The organism is Agaribacillus sp. DX54, assembly GCF_056858335.1.
In genome coordinates, this window is record NZ_JBXEQE010000008.1 from 124760 (window position 1) to 140307 (window position 15548).

Consider the following 15548-nt stretch of genomic DNA (forward strand, 5'->3'; position numbering starts at 1 on the left):
CCGCACATCTTAATTCCCATTTAGTAACGTACATAGGTAATCCAAAATTCATCATGCCTCTCATTTCTACCTGAAAAGTCCCGCCAGGTCTTTGCTACCTGTTAACTATCACAGACATGTAAACAGCGGTATATACTGATCAGCCATCACCACATACTGGCGCAACCTGTCTACCCTGTGTTAGTTTTTACCTTTTTTTGAAAATATAGCTCTCATGTAAATAGGAGTATTCAATTTCTTCTCCTGTAACAACCCTTAGGTCACCAATGATCCTATATACTGTTCTTTCGGAAATAGAAAACTTATTAGCCAGCATTTTAGGGGAGCCCGTTGCCTTTAACTCGATGAGTCTCCTAACGCCTTCCATACGTTCATAAACTTTTAATCCAGACATAGCACAAGTTTTATTGTTAACACTTATTTAAAACTCCTGTGCCCTATCTGAGTAATAAACTCACTTAACAATTAACTTATCTCTTTCTAGATTTTGATTCTAATTTGTACATTAAAGTTACAAATTTTTTACATAAATAAATAATTAATATTGCATAGTATACATAATTATTTACATAAGCAGATTATAACAACCTCAGTTTACCTTTCCAACTCCTTCAGTAATAAATCGTCTCTTTCAAAATCATATAAACTAAGCATTCTCAATCTGAAGTATGCCTCCCAGAAATTCTGCAAAGAGGTGATATAGTTTCTTTTGGCGGCATCTTTATCCCTGAGGGCTATGTTTAAAGTGGTGATATCAATCTTTCCTATTAAAAATAGCTGTTTACTGATTTCATATTTTCTGGACTCAATATCGTCCGATTTTTTCCGGACTTTGACCTGTTCCCGCAGCATGTCAAATCTTTTAACATGGGTTATGATTTCCTGTTCAAAATTTAATTTTTCCTGGTTGATCTGATATTGTACAAGCTGTTGATTAGCTTCGGCTGTTTTGATCCTGGATTTCTGCCTGCCCCAGTCGAGAAGGGGCACTGTAAGGTTCAGGGAAACTGTCTGCTGGTTATTGGGGTCCGTGTAGATGTCGCCCAGTTCACCTCCACTGTTGTTTAACCCGAAGGAGGCAGCCAGATCCAGATTAACGCCATTATCGCCTCTCGCTTGTGCAATCTCCCTGTCCCCCTCCAACAATCTTCTTTTGAATGAGACAGGATCTACCCGGTTTTTATTAGCTTCAAAGAGTGCTTTTTCTTCATCTACTTTAAATTCCGGGATTTCGGCTGGCAGCATTAACAAAATGTTACTTGTATCGACCAATCCCACATAGGATCTCAGGTTTAATGTGGAAGTCTCTAAATCCAGTTTTGCCTGCGCCACATCCAATTCCGAATTTATGAGATTAGCCTCCAGTTGCAACAGGTCATTTTCGCCGATTTTACCCAGTTGGTAGCGTCCCTGGGCAATTTTATAGATCGTATCATTGTTTGCCAGGTTTTTTTGTGCCATTTCCAGGTTGATCTGGGCCAATAGAACCGCAAAATATTGTTGTGTCGTTTCAATAGAAATGTCTTCCAACTCTTCAAAATACTCTTTCTGCGATTCCTCGTATCTCAAAGGTTCGATTTTTTTATCCCACGCAAGATTGTTGAACTGAAAGATAGGCTGCACAAAGCCAATAGAAACCGGAGCTCCGTTGTAGGTTGTAAAGTCATTATCAAAGTCATCGAATCTTGCCGCACTGGAATTGATAGAGACCCTTGCCCCGGTTGCACTGATATTCTGTATAAGCCGTAAGCTTAAATCGGAGTTATTATTGGAGACTGACCGGAATACTATATTACCATCAGGCTGGGTTACTCCGGTAAACCGTCTCTGATAGTCTGGCAGCGAACCTTCCAGTTGTAACTGGGGATTGTAATTGGATTTAAAGGTACGGAACTGCCAATAGCGGTTTTCCTTTCTTGTTTCTGCCTGCAACCAGGCCGGAGATTGTGATTTAGCTAATTGTATGATATCTACAAGATCATAAACGCTGCTGCTTGGGTTTTCCTGGGAAAAACAAAAGTTAATCGAAGCTGTAAGTAGAAAATAGGTTAGGATTAATTTGTATTTATTCATGTCTCAACGATGTAATTGGATCCTGGCTGGCGGCCCGTCGAGCGGGAGTAATACCAAAAATCAAACCCACCGTTGCCGCTACACCAAAAGATAAAATAATAGATGGAATGGTAATGATTGTGGGGATGTCAGCTACCTGTGAGACGACCGTGGCCAGGGTAATCCCTAAAAAAATACCAATCAAACCACCTGAGACGCTAATCATTACCGCCTCGCACAAAAATTGCAGCACGATATCCAGTTTTTTCGCTCCCAAAGATAATCTTAAGCCGATTTCTTTAATTCTTTCCATAACTGAGGCCAGCATGATATTCATGATCCCAATGCCTCCTACAAGTAATGAAATCCCCGCAATCGCCCCTAAAACAAAGTTGAAAATACTTTTAGTGCGTTGTTGTTGCTTGAGTAGCAATTCCGGAATTTGTATTTCATAATCCACTACATCATAGTGACGCCTTTTTAAAAGCCTGGAAATCACCTCCGCAGCCGGACTGATAGTATTGGTTTCGGCTACCTGTACCACCAGTCTGTCCAACTGATGGTAATTGGTAGGCCCTTTGTTCTCGCTGCTATGCTTTTGTTCTCCATTATCAATGCTTTTACTTTGCCTCTTAATCATAGCTTCAGTGACCAAAGAACGGTTTTTGTAACGGATCAATACCGTTTTCAGCGGTGTGTAAACATCCATATTGTAATCACGAATCCCCAGGTTATCAATGCTTTTGGTTGAAATATTCCGTTCTTTCAATACCCCCACTACCTTTAACCAATGCCTGCCAACCTTGATATTTTTTCCCAGCGGTTCCTCCCGGCTAAAAAATTTAGCAGCTATTCCACTTCCTATGATACATACAGGTTCTCCCTTAATCAAGTGGGTTTTACTGAAATATCTGCCAGTTGCCAGCTCAAAGGATGAAATTGAAAAATAATCGTTTTCCACGCCCACCAGTTTTGCAGTTCGCCGAAGACCATCCTTGATGATATAGGTTTCAATCAGAATTTCCGGACTAACCGCTTTGATGCCAGGGATTACATCCTGAATACTTTGCATGTCCAAAAGTGTCAATCCTGTTGAAAACTTCCTTTGCTGACTGGCTTTATCAGGATCGGCCTCCACTTCCTCCTCTGATTGCTCCACAACCGGGTTTACAACAATGTTGTTTAATCCTACCAGCTTTATCTGCTCCAGAATTTCCTGCTGGGCACCGCTACCGATCGCCAACATGGCGATCACGGCCGCCACACCAAAGATAATTCCTAATGCAGTAAGCAAAGAGCGTATTTTGTTGGCTATAACTGCTTCCAGGGCTATATAAAAATTCAATAGTATCTTTTGTATCATTATCCGGGAATTACGGCTGGTTGTCAGCTACCAACTCGTCCTTTAAATAAACTACATTAGCTTCCTGGGCACCTTCAGGAACCGATAAATAAATTCTGTCACCTTCACTTACGCCTTCATTAATGATAATATCATTGGTATTTGATTTACCGAGCGATACCTCCTGCTTAACAAAGCCTATACCGCTTTTTTTAATTACAAAACTCAATGAATCTCCCTGACTATGCAGGCATTCCAGGGGAATAAAGACTTTATCGGAAATGACTTCAGCGATGATGGTATTACTGGTGGTCATAGCCGGCCTCAGGGTTGTATCCCTTTGATGAACTTCTACTTTTACCTGAAACACTTTGGCATCAGAGTTGGGTTTCTGTTCACCAATGTTGGCAACACCGATTACTTTACCTGTTAGTTTTTTATCCGGAAAAGCATCCAGTCCAATCTTTACGTCCTGACCTCTTTTGACAACCCTGATATCCACTTCGTTGATATATGTGGTAGATATCATCCTACTCAGGTCAGGTAACGTGGCAACGGTAGGGTCCCAGGGACTAATAGTAGAGCCGGCGGTAATTTTTGAACCGTCCCAATCCCGGCGGTAAATAACCATACCATCTTCAGGCGCCAGAATGTTAAATTCTTCCAGGAGCTTGTTCAGATAATCGAACTTATTCTGGTCCTCTGCCAGATTGGCCGCGGCTTCCTGCATTTGGGCCACGGCTTTGTTGGATTTCAATTTGTAGTTTTCTATCGCCTGGCTATACGTTCTTTTCGCTTTTTCCAAATCGATTTCCGCTTGTTTGATAGTAGCAGGGGGTTCAAATTTAGATTGGGATAAAACGATTTCCTTTTCCTCTACAGCGAATTTGAGATTGATTAACTCATCCCGGGCGGCTCGTAGTTCAAGGGCCGTGTCAAGTTTTGTCTGGGTGTATTTTGAAAGGCTTTGCTGGAGGTCATTATTCCGGTTTTGAATTTTATCAATTAATTCTGACTGATCAAGCCGAGCAATGTATTCACCTTTTTTTACCTGCGTACCTTCATCAACAATGTGCTCAATTTTTATATTCCAGATTTGTGCAGCCCGTAATCCGTTAGGACCCTGGACTTTTATCGAATTCTTAGCCCCCAACTCTCCGGTGGTGGTGATATCTATCTGAAAATCACCCTTTTTGGCCGTTATTAAAATATCTTCATTGCCCTCAGTACTTTTGCCCCATACTAAGAAGTATAAAAGTATCAAGCCAACAGTTACTCCTAAGGCGATCAAGACTTTTTTTTGCATTTTGGTAGATTTGGATTAGTAAAATTCAAAATTCGTATATTCTAGGTCGAAACCAACCAACCATTAAAAAGTCACCGAATCCATGTCCTCCACTAGTAATGCTGGTCGTTTCCCCTTCTGAATTCAATGGTACAATTGCTTTAATTAAATAATGCGTTTTCAGCCCAATTATTATTTTATACTCTAAAAAAAAACAATGGTTGCGGCTTCGCATGGATAAAAAAATTATTTAATAATAAGGGCTGATTTTCGAATAATTCATCCTCTCGTTTGATTTACCACTTGCTTTCGCCGCTTATCTCTTTTTCAGTAATGCTTTCCACGGCCTGCTCCAAAGTTATTTTCTGCTGATTGTAATCTTTTAGTACAGAGCCTTTGACAATCAGATTCAACTTTTCAGGTTGGTCACAACTGAGACAGTCGGACATTTTGGTTGCCATCATTAAAATCTCATCAGCCTGCAGGCTTTTGAGCGTTTTTCCATACCTGATCAGATCTTGTTTAAGCTTTAGTTTCAATTCCAGGTAAGCCTTTTCCCGTTGCTTTTTGTACGCATCCATTTTTTCATTGTATTTTTCAGGAATTGTATAAATGTTTGCCCGGTCTTTTCGATCACCAATTTCTTTGATCCCCGAAGCAATCGAAAAGGCAGACACACCGGCAGATCCGACTAATAAAGAGAGCCGCAGTGACATTTCATATATAACCCCCAATCCATCTATCCTTTCAAAACCAATCGGCCGGTCATGGCCAAATGAACCGGCCCGGTGGCTATATAACTTTTCAAATATACGTGACAGTATGATAAATTCCTGATCTACAGCCTCATTTAAGGATTTTTCAGAAAAGCGGATGTTTTTGACAAACTGTTTTTCAGTGGTATTGGCCTTTTTGTAACTGAGGATGTCCTCAAAGTCGACCTGGGCGGTAACCTTTGAAGCCGGTTTTATTTCTTCCACCCCCTCGTCTTTCAACCTCCGCCGGATAAATGGGTTGACTGCATAATTTGGCTGACCATAGATATCCGATCCGTAGATTACCAGAATATTGTCATTTGCATCCAATTGACTGATTAAATCACCATAGCCTGTGAAAAATGACTTAACAGTTTCTTTGAAATGATTGTTTTCAGCTTTGTGAACGCTATCTATTTTGTCTTTCGCAAAAACATTTTTATCAAAGGCAGATTGCGCGTAACTTTCTGAGAGAATAGTATTAATTCTGGCTAAATTCTCACTTCCCAGGAAATAGTTTTTACTTCTGGGAATTTTAAATACAAGTCCAAATCCAGGCAGGTAGTTACCACTCACCTGGTTCCAGCCTGAGTTATTTCTATTGTTTTGAAAAAACATCTGGCTAAGGATGCTTTCCATTACCTCAATATCCTGATCCATTTGATTTTCATCCATACCTTGTGCCAGACTCACTGAGGAAATCATAGTTATCAATAAACCTATTGTTATAATTTCGATCTTATTCATCGCAGTATTAATTAATAATTCTTGTCTTTAACAGTTTGAATCAGGCTGGCTATTACCTGATCGGTTTCCAGTTTTTTCAAATCCGAATCCTGCTTTAAGGATTCCAGGCTTGCTTCTATCTTTCTAAGATCTTCAACTCGTTGTGATTGCAAGTAAATCGCAAATTCCGAAAATAGTGATTTGATGTATGCCTCCTGCTGCACCTGGGAGGCTTTGACTACTTCGGAAAACAATTGCAGGTTTTGCTCCGATATTTTCCGTGCCAGTTCTTCCATATCCTGTTGGTCACCCCCTGGTATTTCTTCTGAAGCGACAACTGCCGGACGTTGTGCCTCGTTTTCCAAAACCTTGACATCGAATTCCAGTGAAGCCAGTCTTCGGGTTAATATCCGGTTTTCCCGGATTAGCAATGCATTTACTTTTTCCATGAGTTGTTGTTGCGTGGAATCATTTCGATTCGATACCGTTTTGATTTCTTGCCCAGGGTTCTGTGGCGATGTAGCCGGGGTTACCTGATTTTTGGAAAAAGCAATGGTCAAAGCCTGATTACTGTAGGTGAGATTCAGCCCTGTGACTTTGGCCAATATCAATCCTATGACAAACACGGCGGCGGCCGCGGCAGCTTTTTGAAAGAAACGGTTTTGAAATATATTCAAAAATGAATAACTGCCGGGCTTATTGCCCAGCATAATCACCGGCTGGGTCACTTCTATATCTTCGATGTTCTGAAGGATGCCACGTAGTTGCTGCAGACCCTCGTACTCCGCAGCTTCCAGCGGGTGATTCTGCAAATAGGTAGCTACCTCACTTGCCTCTTCTTCTGACAACTCGCCATACAAATAGGCGATAATCTTTTCTTTACTTGCCTTAGGATCCATAGTATATTTCCTCCTTGTTTATTTTCCATTGATCTAAGATTTTTTTCAGGGCTTTTAAGCCATAATAAAGCCTGGATTTGGCCGTATTCTCTGAAATCCGTAACGCATCCGCGATTTCCCTGAATTTCAATCCTTCGTATTCTTTCATTATCAAAACTACTTTTTGCTCGGCCGGTATTTGTGCCAATGCCTTCATCAATATCGTCGACAGCTCTTCTTTTTGGAAGCAAACCTCAGGGTCATACCTATTTTCATGATGGCTGTGCAAGCCGGGTGACTCAAAGTCTGTTTCCTTTTTCTTTAAGGAATTAAAGGAAACTGCCCATTTTTTGTGGTGCCTCCTGTCTTCCTCACGACAATAGTTTACGGCAATGGCGTACAACCAACCGGAAAAACTGTTTGTGTTTTTTAACTTACCAATGTTACTGTAGGCGGCAATAAAGGTTTTTTGCGTCACTTCCATGGCCAGATCGTAGTCAAAAAAATACTTGTAGTTGAAATTAAATATTCTTCGATACCATGACTGTACCAATTTGGTAAAAGCCTGTTCGTCGCCTTGCACCGCCCTATCAACCAAAACCATTGTATCGCTTCTTTCTGGCATTTAGCTATTTTTTTGCCTGAGCATTGTCTATTGGTTAGATGAATTGATTTGTAAAAAAGTTTTAATGAATTAATTAAATTTACTCATTGCCCTGACAAGCCCCTGTAACCGGGCATACGCAATCATTTTACAATTTGTATATTTGCTTCACTTTTGCCAATAAGGTAGCAAAATCGATAGCCATGAAAAAGATTATTAGTTTAATAATCAGAAAGGTTCCACGAAAATATCTCCAGATGGTAAGCCCCCTGGTTTTAAAGTCCATTGGCTTTTTTTACCGGGGACATAATGTTACCTGTCCTATTATCAACCGGAGTTATCGTAAGTTCCTGCCCTATGGGAGGGTCAACCCAAGACCCAATGCTCTGTGCCCTGATTCCCTGTCATTGGAAAGGCACCGGTTGCTGTGGCTGTTTTTGAAAGAAGAGACTAACTTTTTTTCCGAAAAGCTGAAAGTTCTCCATATTGCCCCGGAGCAATGTTTTTTGAATAAGTTTGAGGAGCGGCATGGTGAAAATTATATCACGGCCGATATAGAATCACCCCTGGCCAAAGTCAAAATGGATATCCATGATATCCCGCTTGAAGAAAATACTTTTGATGTGGCTATTTGTAATCATGTGATGGAACATGTCGATGATGACATCAGGGCCATGGGTGAGATCAGGAGGGTTTTGAAACCTGGTGGATGGGCTATCATTCAGGTGCCATTTTTTCCACCGCTTCCCGATAAAACGTTTGAGGACTTTTCTATCACCGACCTCAAAGAACGGGAGAAGGTTTTTGGGCAGGATGACCATGTAAGGCTGTATGGCAAGGATTATGCAGAAAGGCTGGCGAGCGCGGGTTTTAAGGTCCGGGAAGATGACTATGTGAAGCGAATCAGTGAGGAAAAAATCCGGAAATACGCCTTGCCCAGCGAAGAGATCATTTATTACTGCGTAAAATAACCGTTTATAAATCTTTTTATGCCCTCTTTTACAAGGGGTACATTAAAGTTTATTAGAATACCCAAACGTTTGTCTGCCAACTTCAGGTATGTGAGGATTTGAGCATAGTGTACACGTAAAATGATTTCAACTGCCTTTATTTCTACGATGATGTTTTCTTGTATCAAAAAAATCTATCCGAAAATCCGCGCTTAGTTCTTCACCTTTATAATGAACCGGCAAATTCAATTGACTTTGAAAAGATATATTTCTCTTTGAAAATTCTTTGCATAGGCAAACTTCATATACCCGTTCAAGAAGACCTGGTACGAGCTCTCTATGTACATGGTATGCGCAGTCAACGATTTCTTTTGCCAGTTCATTGTGTTCTGACTGGTTCATAGTTTAAAAAATCAAAAAAAAGTCTAAAAAATAAACATATTCAAGTTACAACAATTTCGATATGTTCCAAAACCTCTGTGCCTCTTTGTGTCTTGGTGACTTTGTGGTTAACTTTTTTACCACGGAGGCACGGAGACACAAAGTAGGTAAGATGTATTTGTTATCCCCTAAAGACTCTCCGGATTCCTTCGGTGAAAAATCCCAGGCCGTAGGCCGATAGCTGGATGAAAGAGGCGGCAATACTCAGGATACCGACTTTGAGACTTTTGTTTTTTACCGAGGCATCCAAAAAAATCAGGAAAAAGTAGACTCCGAATAGTAAGGAACCCCATTTAAACAATGACAGGCTGATGAGCGGCAAAAGGAAATACGATATCACACCTAACAAAAACAACAGCGGAAAAAAGTGGACTGCCTTTAATTCACCAGCATAAAACCGGGATACATTGATGCGGGCCCTGCCAAAAAAGTGCAATTGCCTGAAAAACTGGCCAAGACTGGTTCTTCGTTTATGGTACACATAAGCATCCGGAATCAGACCGGTCTTGAAGCCGTTTTCAATAATCCGGATGCTAAATTCAATATCTTCACCCATAAAGGGTATAATATAGCCCTTCGTTTTTTCAAATACTTCACGGGAAATGCCCATGTTAAAACTGCGGGGATGAAAGGTGCCGATATGTTGTTTTCTTCCCCTTATGCCTCCGGTTGTAAAAAGGGAGGTCATAGAATAACTGATGGCCTTTTGTATAGCAGTAAAAGAATCATGCGACTTATCAGGGCCTCCATAGGCATCCAGACAGGTGGCATTCAGGTGCTTTTCAACTGCTTCAAAGTAGTGAGGAGGAATGATGCAATCGGAATCAAAAACCACAAAATAGTCACCTTTAGCCCTTTCATAGCCATAATTACGGCTAAATCCCTGCCCTGAATTGGTTTTATACAAATAGGTGACATTCAGCCTGTCACCAAAAGACGCAACAATATCTTCACACTTGCTGGTGGAGCCATCTTCAACCACCAGCACTTCAAAATGATTGTAGGTTTGCTTTGTAAGACTTTCAAGCAGTTCCCTGATTTCAGCAGGGCGATTATAAACAGGAATGATAACCGAATACAGGCGCATAAAACAATGTTAAAAGCAGCGATGCAAAAAATTAGTCCAATCCGATCTTATCTTCAATGAGATACCCCCCTTTTTTATAGCTGCCAATGGAAATCATCTCAGCAAGAAATCCTGCTAAAAACAATTGCACGCCAACAATCAAGGCAACGATGGCCAGAAAAAACAAAGGTTGCTCAGTGACCCCCCGGGCCGATTGATGCAGGTACCAGTTGTAATACACCTTTTCGCCAATTAACCAGCCGGTAATTACCAACCCTAAAAGAAAAGAAAATGTACCCATCGTACCAAAAAAGTGCATAGGCTTTTTTTTAAACTTCGATACAAATGTAATAGACAGCAAATCCAGGAATCCGAAAATGTATCGCTCAATCCCAAATTTGGTAACCCCATATTTTCTGGGCTGGTGCTGCACTTCCTTTTCAGTGATTTTTGTAAAGCCATTCCATTTGGCAATGGCCGGAATATAACGGTGCATTTCCCCGTACACGTCAATGCTTTTTACCAGGTAGCTTTTATAGGCTTTCAAACCGCAATTGAAATCGTGGATTTTTATCCCGGAAATTTTTCTGGTGACGTAATTAAAAAATTTCGAAGGCAGTTTTTTACTTAAAGGATCAAACCTTTTTTTCTTCCATCCTGAGACAAGATCGAACCCATTTTCCTTAATCATTTGGTAAAGCTCCGGAATTTCATCGGGACTATCCTGCAAATCCGCATCCATGGTGATGACAACCTCTCCCTGACTTTCCCTGAAACCTGTATCGAGGGCAGCAGATTTCCCATAATTTCTTTTAAATTTTATGCCTTTTATACAAGGGTTTTCTTTCGTTAACGCCTGGATTTTCTGCCAGGATGAATCAGTACTGCCATCATCTACAATAATTACCTCATAATTAAAGCCGTGCATCTGCATTACACGGCCTATCCATTCACATAATTCCCTGATAGATTCTTCTTCATTATACAAGGGAATTACAACCGAGATATCCTTGGTTTCTGGCATATTAAAATTCCTATACTTCTACTTCCGGATTTGAATTTTTGGTGATGGCAGCAACGATCAATGAAATGATAAAACCAACAAATAGGGTGTATAACAGTCCTAACAAGACCAACATGGCCGGTGTTTGAAACATGGAGGCCATTTCCATCGCCTGGTCAATTTGTGCATCGCTCAATCCCTGTTCTTCCATTTTCTCTATTTGCTCCTGCATCGCCTGTTCCATAACGGAATTGTCCACGAATTTGATATAAATGGCAGAGAAGATACTGGATATCAGGCCAGAAACAAGCGCAATCACCATTCCAATGCCCAGCCCCTGACCATAAGACATAAAGCCATCCCCTCCTTCTTTAAAAGCCTTATGTCCCATGAAGCTTACGATACTGAAGAAGATCACCATGAGCGCGAAAGCCAGCCAGCGGTTGGCTGCCAGCCCCGCAAGGTTCAATATCAATGAATAAGCAATAGTGATCAAGGCCAAAATAAGTCCATATTTAAGTCCTGTTTGAAAAACTGTAGGTTTTTGTTCCATGTTTGTAAAGGTTTAGATGGTTACTTTCTAAGAAAAATTGAAATGATAAATGTAGCTATAAATCCAATTAACATTTTTCTTGCAAAATCATCCAGTGCAATGTGATAAACGGTCGTCTTTCTTATATCAGCCAGGACTTTCTCATAAGTGTCTTCATCAAATGTTTCAATAAAACCGGCTTTATTCCGCTCAAAATTTAAAATATTAAAATTGATCAATTCCTGTAGTAATTCCTGGTCATAATAACTTAAAAAAACGAATATAAAAACGGAAGAAATTAAAGCAATAATCAGGTAATTTACAAATCCTGTCACCAGTCCCTGCCAAAATCTAAGCTCGCCGCCATTAAAATAATCCCTGAACTCTTTTATACTGAAAAAGACCAATAGTGGAAGCAGAATAATTCCAAAGGGTATTTTTTTTGTCGTTAGGAGGGGATTTTGGTCAAAAACATACAATATAATGAAAAGTATTGCCGCCAGGAATCCGCCAATGATTCCAAACTTTGCACCTGTCTTAAGTATGGGGTTTTTCAACATCATATTACAAAAGTCCGTCTTCCAGGTAAGCTTTTCCGTTGTTAAACACCCCTACAGATTTGCCGGTGAGTGTTTGTCCCAAAAAAGGAGAGTTTTTCGATTTCGAAAGATTACTTTCCTCACTGTAATCCCATTTTTTCTCCGGATCAAACAATGTCAGATCGGCTATTTCCCCGACTTTGATTTGTGGTACCGGTAAGCCCAGAATTTCCCTCGGTTTGATCGTGAAGCTGGGAATCAAATCTTCCGGAGGTATACCCCGGTAGTGGCCTATAATCACGGCAATGAATGTTTGCAGGCCGATGATCCCAAAATCGGCCAGGTCAAACTCCAGGTTTTTGCTTTCTTCGTCCTGGGGGTTGTGGGCCGAAACTATCAGGTCAATTGTTCCATCTTTCAGACCTTTGATGAGTGCACGGTTATCATTGCTTTGCCTGAATGGGGGATTTACCTTAAAGTTGGTATCGTAGTTTACCAGGGCTTTATCATCAAAAGCGATTTGGTGTACAGCCACATCACAGGTAACAGCCAGCCCGCTTTTCTTGGCTTTTCTGATTAAATCGACCGAGCCGGCGGTAGAAATGTTGCTGAAATGGATTTTCCCTCCCGCATAGGCCAGCAATTGCAGATCACGTTGTACCATAACTTCTTCTGCCAAACCTGGCATCCCTTTCAGGCCCAGCAGGGTGCTTTGCTTCCCTTCATGCATACTTCCAAATATGGTTAACATCTTATCTTCAGGACGGTTGATCAGCAGCCCATCAAATTTTTGCAGGTATTGCAGCGTCTTAAGCAAAATATCGGTATGCCATATCGGATTAAAACCATCAGTAAAACCTACCGCTCCGGCATGATGTAAATCGATCATTTCTGTCAGTTCCTTTCCTTCCGTCCTGTTGGATACCGCCCCCAGGGCATATAGCTGGGTCAACTCATTCCGGTTACTACCGGTGATATAGGAAACTTCATTCTTGGTTTGAACTGTGGGGTTGGTGTTCGGCAAAACCGCCACTCCGGTAAATCCGCTTTTTTTAGCCATGTTTCTTCCGCTTTCCAGGTTTTCTTTATGCTCAAAACCCGGATCGGCAAAGTGTGCCCCCATATCAAACCAGCCCACCGAAAGTTTCAATCCTTTCCCATCGACCGATTTTCCGGCCTCTATCTTGCGGCTTGAAATAGCAGTGATGATGCCATTCTTGATATGGACATTTCTTTGTTTACCATGGAAGGGCGATTGTTTATCTATTATCTCTACTGAATTGAGGACTATATCCATTTATAGGTAGCGTATGATCAAAATTTCGGCCAATAATGCTAATAATGAAACAATCAACATGTATTTCCACAGGGGAATCCCGCTATGTAATTCTCTTAGCGAACGTGTAAAGTCATTAGTATCATCGGCGTTGTAAACATTTACATTTTCGTGGTTTCCGGCCACTTCATTTAAGGCTGAAAGGTCGTATTGTGCCAGAATCGACTCATCAGGATTGTAGTTAAATGACAAAACCTTTTTAATTCCGCTGTCATTGAAAACATCATAATAACCTGTATTCATAACATTTTTTGGCAATTCCATGATAAGGTCCCGCCCTAATATCCGCTGAGCCGGAATAAGCTCCTGGTCTTCATTTTTCAGTTTGTAGATCACATTCTTGGAGATTGAATCGACCCTCAGGCTGACGATCGACTGATTCAGCGAATAATAGAGATCATCGCTCAGCACATTGCTCAACGATGCAATCCGGTACATGACAGGAACAAATATAGCATGCTGGTGAAAGTTGGTGAATTCCTCTTTTAAAGGTGCTGCAAACAAAAATATATTTTTGTTGCCTACCACTCTGGATAGAAAGGGATCCCTGTTCCTGAGGCTCAGTATCGTTTCTCCTGGCGCCAAGGTAGTGATTTTTCCTGAACCCAGCGGCATTTCAAATATATCATCACTTTCGATGAACATATTGGCGAAGAAAGGATGGGATAAATCCGGTGTTCGCAGCGTTGCTTTCAACACGTCGCTACCGTTAACAGACTTTTCACGTACCGGTAAGATACGGGCGTACGTATTCACATCTGTTTGCTGCGCAGGAATGATGGCGATGGTGCCGTTATTTTCAAGAAAGCCCAATAATACATTGGCCAATGAGGGAGATATGGTGGATACTTCATTTAACACAATTAAATCGGTATTATCAACCGCGTTGTAGTTCAGGTTGTCAACCGGAAAAGAGGTGAAATTAAAAAGTTTATCGTTGGCATACACCTGGGCCACGTTATCTGAGGATTGATCCGACCTGATTTCCAGCACATCCACCCGGGCATCGACATTCAAAGTAAAGTAAAAATCATTGTCGAAAGTTACCGGAAACTCTTCAAAAGAAACTTTTCCCCGGTTAATCCGCTTCAAAGATTGAGTAAGTTCGAAGCTTTCATCCAAAGTACCATTAGCAACTATGGTCAGGCTGGTATTGGCCACCTGGTTATCATTGATAAAAAGTTTTACCGGAAGATCCTCAACCGCTTTATTTCCTGCATTTTTAAAAGAAATGATCAAACTATTCTTTTCATTCTCCAGCAAAAAAGGACTCGACAGATAAATGGAATCGATATAGACATTATCAGGGGCCCGGTACGCAAAGGGTACCAGGTAGTAATTGGCACTTGTATCAAAACTTATACGCTGCCAGTCACCAACCGTGGATCGCTGAAAATCAGAAAGCCAAAAAATATCTTTTTTATCCTCCTTAACATTCAGAAAGTCCTTCAACTGACGGTTGTTCGCTTCTTCCAAAGTCCTCCCTATACCGGAAAAGCTGATTTCTGCCAAAAGGTCTTTGATCTCATTTTTAGTTTTCAGTAAGTCCCCGCTTGGAAGAAATTCATTGGTCAATAGCTTAAATCTGGTGTTTTGAGGATAAATATCCACCAGTTCATCAATAAAACTGATCCCCTGATCAAGTGATGTTAAGTCCTGTGCCACCTCATTGGACATGCTGTAGGAATTATCCAGGTAAACATAAACCAGATCGTTTTTCAGGGACTCTTTAAGCCCGGGGATAAAAGGCTGGGCAAAAGCTAAAACCAGGAACAAAATAAATAATAACCGCGCTGCCAGGGTGAGGTAGTGTTTCAGCTTTCTTTTGGCGGTACTGACTTCTTTAATATTTTTTAGAAACAGGTTATTTGAAAATTGAATTTTCTTTGTCTTTCTAAAGTTAAAAAGATGAACAATGATCGGAATTGAAAGAGTTAATAATCCTAAAAGAAACTGGGGATACAAAAAATTCATTAATTGCAAAAGTACAAAACTCTGACAATACCGGAAACTAATTTATCGGTAACAATTTAAACCAT

General features: G+C 40.8%; 16 protein-coding genes. 1 reads left to right on the forward strand and 15 read right to left on the reverse strand.

What is annotated here, in order from left to right; translation table 11 throughout:
• Positions 1-187: 187 nt before the first annotated feature.
• The 7 genes from AC04NP_RS11430 to AC04NP_RS11460 form a co-directional block, all read right to left on the reverse strand.
• Positions 188-394 (reverse strand): hypothetical protein, encoded by a 207-nt coding sequence (locus tag AC04NP_RS11430; RefSeq protein ID WP_482859875.1) that lies wholly within the window; start codon positions 392-394, stop codon positions 188-190.
• Positions 395-594: 200 nt separating this feature from the next.
• Entirely contained in the window at positions 595-2073 is a 1479-nt protein-coding gene (locus AC04NP_RS11435; RefSeq protein WP_482859876.1) for a TolC family protein, read from the reverse strand.
• Positions 2066-3415, reverse strand: coding sequence for an ABC transporter permease (locus tag AC04NP_RS11440; RefSeq protein WP_482859877.1), 1350 nt, complete (start codon positions 3413-3415; stop codon positions 2066-2068). The genes AC04NP_RS11435 and AC04NP_RS11440 overlap by 8 nt, the downstream gene beginning before the upstream one ends.
• Positions 3416-3425: 10 nt before the next feature.
• The gene (locus AC04NP_RS11445) at positions 3426-4700 is read right to left on the reverse strand and encodes an efflux RND transporter periplasmic adaptor subunit (RefSeq protein ID WP_482859878.1); all 1275 of its coding nucleotides are present in this window, start codon (positions 4698-4700) and stop codon (positions 3426-3428) included.
• Positions 4701-4975: 275 nt separating this feature from the next.
• Positions 4976-6181 carry a hypothetical protein gene (locus tag AC04NP_RS11450; protein ID WP_482859879.1) on the reverse strand — a complete coding sequence of 402 codons (1206 nt, stop codon included), beginning with the start codon at positions 6179-6181 and terminating at the stop codon, positions 4976-4978.
• A gap of 11 nt (positions 6182-6192) precedes the next feature.
• Positions 6193-7059, reverse strand: coding sequence for an anti-sigma factor family protein (locus AC04NP_RS11455; protein ID WP_482859880.1), 867 nt, complete (start codon positions 7057-7059; stop codon positions 6193-6195).
• Complete coding sequence (locus AC04NP_RS11460; protein ID WP_482859881.1) at positions 7049-7663, reverse strand: RNA polymerase sigma factor; 615 nt, start codon at positions 7661-7663, stop codon at positions 7049-7051. The genes AC04NP_RS11455 and AC04NP_RS11460 overlap by 11 nt, the downstream gene beginning before the upstream one ends.
• 182 nt (positions 7664-7845) lie before the next feature.
• On the opposite strand from AC04NP_RS11460, the gene AC04NP_RS11465 reads away from it, so the two are divergent.
• The gene (locus tag AC04NP_RS11465; protein ID WP_482859882.1) at positions 7846-8613 is read left to right on the forward strand and encodes a class I SAM-dependent methyltransferase; all 768 of its coding nucleotides are present in this window, start codon (positions 7846-7848) and stop codon (positions 8611-8613) included.
• On the opposite strand, the gene AC04NP_RS11470 is transcribed toward AC04NP_RS11465, so the two are convergent.
• From AC04NP_RS11470 to AC04NP_RS11505, 8 genes are all read right to left on the reverse strand, one after another.
• Entirely contained in the window at positions 8598-8780 is a 183-nt protein-coding gene (locus AC04NP_RS11470) for a GxxExxY protein (RefSeq protein ID WP_482859883.1), read from the reverse strand. The two genes, AC04NP_RS11465 and AC04NP_RS11470, sit on opposite strands and share 16 nt — an antisense overlap.
• On the reverse strand, positions 8740-8994 hold the full coding sequence (locus AC04NP_RS11475) for a GxxExxY protein (protein ID WP_482859884.1): 255 nt from the start codon (positions 8992-8994) through the stop codon (positions 8740-8742). The genes AC04NP_RS11470 and AC04NP_RS11475 overlap by 41 nt, the downstream gene beginning before the upstream one ends.
• Positions 8995-9154: 160 nt before the next feature.
• A complete protein-coding gene (locus AC04NP_RS11480) occupies positions 9155-10120 on the reverse strand; it encodes a glycosyltransferase family 2 protein (protein WP_482859885.1) in 966 nt (321 codons plus the stop codon).
• Between the two features lie 31 nt (positions 10121-10151).
• Positions 10152-11123 carry a glycosyltransferase family 2 protein gene (locus AC04NP_RS11485; protein WP_482859886.1) on the reverse strand — a complete coding sequence of 324 codons (972 nt, stop codon included), beginning with the start codon at positions 11121-11123 and terminating at the stop codon, positions 10152-10154.
• Positions 11124-11133: 10 nt separating this feature from the next.
• Entirely contained in the window at positions 11134-11655 is a 522-nt protein-coding gene (locus AC04NP_RS11490; protein WP_482859887.1) for a DUF4199 domain-containing protein, read from the reverse strand.
• 20 nt (positions 11656-11675) lie between these two features.
• The gene (locus AC04NP_RS11495; RefSeq protein WP_482859888.1) at positions 11676-12197 is read right to left on the reverse strand and encodes a DUF4199 domain-containing protein; all 522 of its coding nucleotides are present in this window, start codon (positions 12195-12197) and stop codon (positions 11676-11678) included.
• A gap of 1 nt (position 12198) precedes the next feature.
• Positions 12199-13470 carry a dihydroorotase gene (locus tag AC04NP_RS11500; protein ID WP_482859889.1) on the reverse strand — a complete coding sequence of 424 codons (1272 nt, stop codon included), beginning with the start codon at positions 13468-13470 and terminating at the stop codon, positions 12199-12201.
• Entirely contained in the window at positions 13471-15483 is a 2013-nt protein-coding gene (locus AC04NP_RS11505; protein ID WP_482859890.1) for a BatA domain-containing protein, read from the reverse strand.
• Positions 15484-15548 lie beyond the last annotated feature (65 nt).

Coding starts and splice junctions, on each gene's coding strand:
- AC04NP_RS11430 (WP_482859875.1), bottom strand. CDS start 394: ATGTCTGGATTAAAAGTTTATGAACGTATGGAAGGCGTTAGGAGACTC.
- AC04NP_RS11435 (WP_482859876.1), bottom strand. CDS start 2,073: ATGAATAAATACAAATTAATCCTAACCTATTTTCTACTTACAGCTTCG.
- AC04NP_RS11480 (WP_482859885.1), bottom strand. CDS start 10,120: ATGCGCCTGTATTCGGTTATCATTCCTGTTTATAATCGCCCTGCTGAA.
- AC04NP_RS11445 (WP_482859878.1), bottom strand. CDS start 4,700: ATGCAAAAAAAAGTCTTGATCGCCTTAGGAGTAACTGTTGGCTTGATA.
- AC04NP_RS11465 (WP_482859882.1), top strand. CDS start 7,846: ATGAAAAAGATTATTAGTTTAATAATCAGAAAGGTTCCACGAAAATAT.
- AC04NP_RS11485 (WP_482859886.1), bottom strand. CDS start 11,123: ATGCCAGAAACCAAGGATATCTCGGTTGTAATTCCCTTGTATAATGAA.
- AC04NP_RS11450 (WP_482859879.1), bottom strand. CDS start 6,181: ATGAATAAGATCGAAATTATAACAATAGGTTTATTGATAACTATGATT.
- AC04NP_RS11455 (WP_482859880.1), bottom strand. CDS start 7,059: ATGGATCCTAAGGCAAGTAAAGAAAAGATTATCGCCTATTTGTATGGC.
- AC04NP_RS11440 (WP_482859877.1), bottom strand. CDS start 3,415: ATGATACAAAAGATACTATTGAATTTTTATATAGCCCTGGAAGCAGTT.
- AC04NP_RS11505 (WP_482859890.1), bottom strand. CDS start 15,483: ATGAATTTTTTGTATCCCCAGTTTCTTTTAGGATTATTAACTCTTTCA.
- AC04NP_RS11475 (WP_482859884.1), bottom strand. CDS start 8,994: ATGAACCAGTCAGAACACAATGAACTGGCAAAAGAAATCGTTGACTGC.
- AC04NP_RS11460 (WP_482859881.1), bottom strand. CDS start 7,663: ATGCCAGAAAGAAGCGATACAATGGTTTTGGTTGATAGGGCGGTGCAA.
- AC04NP_RS11495 (WP_482859888.1), bottom strand. CDS start 12,197: ATGATGTTGAAAAACCCCATACTTAAGACAGGTGCAAAGTTTGGAATC.
- AC04NP_RS11490 (WP_482859887.1), bottom strand. CDS start 11,655: ATGGAACAAAAACCTACAGTTTTTCAAACAGGACTTAAATATGGACTT.
- AC04NP_RS11500 (WP_482859889.1), bottom strand. CDS start 13,470: ATGGATATAGTCCTCAATTCAGTAGAGATAATAGATAAACAATCGCCC.